Below are 3640 nucleotides of genomic sequence, written 5' to 3'. Positions count from 1 at the left end.
AACTGGCGGGGAGCGTCATTCGGAGCGCGCGCTATTCGTCGCCGTGCGCCGCGCGGCGAGGTAGGCGCCCCAGTCAGGTGCCGCTCGTCGGTGCCATTGCTCTGCCGTGATCACGTGCATGCCGGTGATGGAGGCCAGGACGGCAGGCGGCAGATCCTGTGCGAGGTTCAGACAGGCAGTGACTCGGGATGGTTTGGCTCTGATGCCGTGGATGTTGAGCCGTCGTTGGAGGGTGCTGACGGGCATGGGGCGGCCCGGATAGCTGCCCCGGAAGAGCCACGTCCCGGCGTCCTTCCTGCCGTACTCGGTGGCGAGCTGCTCGACGAGGGTGTCGAGCGGTGGGGGCAGAGGAACGGGCTGGCGGTCGAGGAGGAGTCGGTTGTTGCCTCCGGAATGCTGCCGGATGTCGTTGCTGGTGAGAGCGACGATCCGGCTCAGCGGTTGGGCGTAGAGGTGGACCAGGGCGCCCGCGACTTTGACGTCGAGTGGCAGCTGGTCGTCGTGAAGGCACTGCTGCAAGACGTCCCAGTGGACGTCCTCGTCGAGTCCCGCGGGATCAGGTTTGCCGCGGTGCGGGACCAGAAGCTTTCGTGCGTAGCCGCGTCGGGCTGCCCAGACGAGGAAGTCGCGGACGTTGTATTGAGTGCTCTTGCCGCTGGCCAGCCAGTCGTCCACGTGCTCTTGCGTGACGGTGTCGAGGGCCTGGCCCTGTTCTTCGGACCAGGCGAGGAAGCGTGCGGCGCTGTGGATGCGGGCGCGGGCCCACTCTGTGATGTGGTCTGTGGGACGTCGTGTGCGGGCCCGCCTTCGCAGGCGAGGCAGGACGCTCCAGCGGACGTAGGTGCGCAGGACGGTTTCGAACTGGGGATATTTCGCCACGACGATCCCCAGTCGCAGCTCGATCTGGGCGAGGTGTTCGTCGCGCGGGGGAAGACTGCCAGCGGCGACCAGGATCTTGCGCATGTGGCCTGTGGCGATGTGGTGGCCGGCGAGGAAGGCGTCGTCCAGAGCTTCGTGGCTGAGCGGCTTCCCCGTCGCGGTGAGGTCGATGAAGAGTTTCCGCACGTTGGATTGGCGCAGCCACTGCAGGGCGGATCTGCCGTTGTCGGTGTCGGCGACTGCACGCCGCAGGTGTTGGAGCTGGTCGGCGGCTTCCGCGGGAATGATGGCCAGGGTCCGGACGAGCTGGTCATCGATGGCGCATGGGTAGCAGGTCCCTGGGGTGGAGGCTCCGCCTGGGTTGTTGCAGCGTGTGCAGCTGTAGTCGGTGGAGTGTCCGGCGCAAATTCCGCAGAGCGCATGGCCGCCGGCATTTCCGACCAGGGCACGGACTCTTCCGCAGCGATGACACGGCCCGGGCTCGTCCAGGCGACGGGCGTAGCACCGTTTGCAGGCCGGTCCTCGGGGCCAGTTCACCGTGACAGGAGAGTTCCGACCGCAGAACGCGCAGGTGGTGGACTTTCGGGTTTGGCAGCCGTTGCAGAGAAGGCGGTTGCCGTCCCTGGCCGAGATGTAGCAATAGGCGTGTTTGCCGCACTTGGTGCATGTCTTCTTCGGTGCGTCGTGCCCGTAGTAGCAAGCCTGGCAGACGCCGCGGGCCGGACAGGGGCGGGTCTTTCCGCACCGTCGGCAGACGGCAACGGATTCCCGGTATCGGGCCGTGGCCCCGCAGCTTCCACAGATCCGGCCGCCGGAAACAAGGTGGACGAGCAATCGGAAACGGCCGCACTGCGTGCAGGCGGGCCGACGCGCGTCGGTGCGGCCGACCTCGATCAGTCGCCAGATGATCTTCTGAACCGAGACGATCGCTTGCGGGGAACCGCTGGTGAGTGCGGTCGGATGGGTGTCCAGGTGTCTGCGGGCTGCCGATCGGGCCTGAGGTGCCAGATCAGCGACCACAGCGGCGGCCGCCTCCGGCATCAACCCTCGGCATCCGAGCAGGATTTGCTTGGTCAGCGCCTCGCGTGTCGCGGTCGCAGCGGGCCCTTCGGACCGTCGGCTCACAGTCCCTCCGGTCGACGGAGCTGGGTGCGGCGCGTCGGCGGGGCCGCGGCCGCGGTTTCGCCAGTGGCGGTGGGCTTGGCGACTTGCTGGCGGACCTCGACGACCTCGATCAGGTCGTTCGGGGTGCAGGCCAGGACGTCGCAGAGCGCGGCCAGCGTGTCCATCGACAACCGCTGGGGTGGCTGTGTCACGAGCCGGTAGACCTGTTCCCGGGACAAGTGGATGCCGCGTTCGGCCAGCAGTGGCACGAGTTCGGTGGTCTGGAACATGTCCTGCGCGGCCATCAGCTTGCGCAGGTTCCAGCGCACTCCCTTGGTCTTGGTCACCGAGTACTTCCCATCGTCGTGTCCGGACGTCGTGTGCTCGGCCGTACTTGTTGACGCTGCAGGTGGGCTTCCAGCAGGCGGTTCCGGTACTCGTCCGAGACCCAGGTGTAGAGCGCGGTGGTGGACCCGTGCCGGTGTCCGACCTGGTCCTGGACGAACCGCTCGGGGTAGCCGAACTCGATCAGGTGCGTCACGTAGCTGTGGCGCAGACTGTGCAGATCGAGTTCTTCGGGCAGCTCGGCGAGCTTGCGGATCGTATTGAAGACCTCGTCGAGCCGGCGTACTCCCAGACGGCTGCGGCGCTCGGTGACCCACAGTGCCGGATGTTTCCCGGGGCTGAAGCGGGGCCGGGCCTCATCGACCCACTCCTCCAACAGCGGCACGATCCAGTCCAGTTCGTGGACGGTCAGGACGGTTCGTCGCTTGGGCGGGCTTCCCCGGGACGCCTTTCCCCAGCGGACCTGCAGGGCCCCGAAGCGGCCGTAGTCACTGGCCCGCGGATTGTGCCGGAGGTCGGCCAGGTCCAGCATCGACGCCTCCCGGCGCCGCAGACCGTAGGCGTAGACGAACTTGAGCATCACCGAGTCCCGCCAGGCCGCCAGCACCCCTTTGCGGCCCAGCTTCTTCGTTCTCTCCACCCGGTCGTCGGCCGCGTTGAAGAGCTGCTGGAGTTCGTCGTAGGTCAGGGCCCGACGGCCGGGTCTGCCCTCGTATTCCGCCACATGAGCGGCGGTATTCCAGTCGTGGCAGACCTGAACGGGAAACTGTCCGAACTCCTCCAGACAGGCCGCCGACCAGCCATAGCGGCTGTCTGTGATGAAGACGCAGAACAGCTCCAGGTTGTTCTGCTGGCCGCGGACCGTGGAATGGGCGGCTGGCGGGTCCTTGGTGAACTGGGCGGCGAAGTACGCCTCCACGTCCTCGGGCGTCCACTGCCACGGGTACGTGTTGGTGTACTCGGCGAACCGCCGTACCAGGCGCAGCCGGTCCCTGACCGTTTTCTCCGCGAGCAGACGACTGCGCTGCTGGCGCGACCAGCCCTCCAGCATGGCCTCGAACATCACGGGTGCCGGGTCCAGAGCCCGCACATTCGTCGGCCTGACCAGGTGCATCGCGCCAGGCAAATCGACTGTTCTCATGCCAACTCCAACGGTTGCGTTCAACGCAACATCGTGGCGTCAGAAGTAGATCGGGCGAGGCCAGGCCAATTCTCTTCACCCGAAAGAGTCATGCCCGGCGTGAGTCTGAGCTGGTCAGCAGACGTCACCGAACCTCACCGAATGATGCATCCGATGAAATTCCGCCTCTTT

3 protein-coding genes are annotated in these 3640 nt (G+C 66.5%); all 3 read right to left on the bottom strand.

Translation table 11 applies throughout. From position 1 onward, the window contains the following. Positions 1-15: 15 nt before the first annotated feature. The 3 genes from G3I60_RS43390 to G3I60_RS43380 all read right to left on the bottom strand — a co-directional run bounded on the left by G3I60_RS43390 (position 16) and on the right by G3I60_RS43380 (position 3469). Positions 16-1065 (bottom strand): hypothetical protein, encoded by a 1050-nt coding sequence (locus G3I60_RS43390; protein ID WP_164608531.1) that lies wholly within the window; start codon positions 1063-1065, stop codon positions 16-18. Between the two features lie 935 nt (positions 1066-2000). Then, entirely contained in the window at positions 2001-2330 is a 330-nt protein-coding gene (locus G3I60_RS43385; protein ID WP_269289410.1) for a helix-turn-helix transcriptional regulator, read from the bottom strand. Then, a complete protein-coding gene (locus G3I60_RS43380) occupies positions 2327-3469 on the bottom strand; it encodes a tyrosine-type recombinase/integrase (RefSeq protein WP_164608530.1) in 1143 nt (380 codons plus the stop codon). Before G3I60_RS43380 ends, G3I60_RS43385 begins: the two co-directional genes overlap by 4 nt. Positions 3470-3640: the final 171 nt, after the last annotated feature.

The sequence above is a fragment of the Streptomyces sp. SID13666 genome, from assembly GCF_010548325.1.
Lineage (GTDB): Bacteria > Actinomycetota > Actinomycetes > Streptomycetales > Streptomycetaceae > Actinacidiphila > Actinacidiphila fildesensis.
This window is presented reverse-complemented; position numbering and strand designations above follow the sequence as displayed.

What these genes read in the sequence shown, in the direction of transcription:
- G3I60_RS43380 (WP_164608530.1), bottom strand. Translation starts at nt 3,469, where the DNA reads ATGAGAACAGTCGATTTGCCTGGCGCGATGCACCTGGTCAGGCCGACG.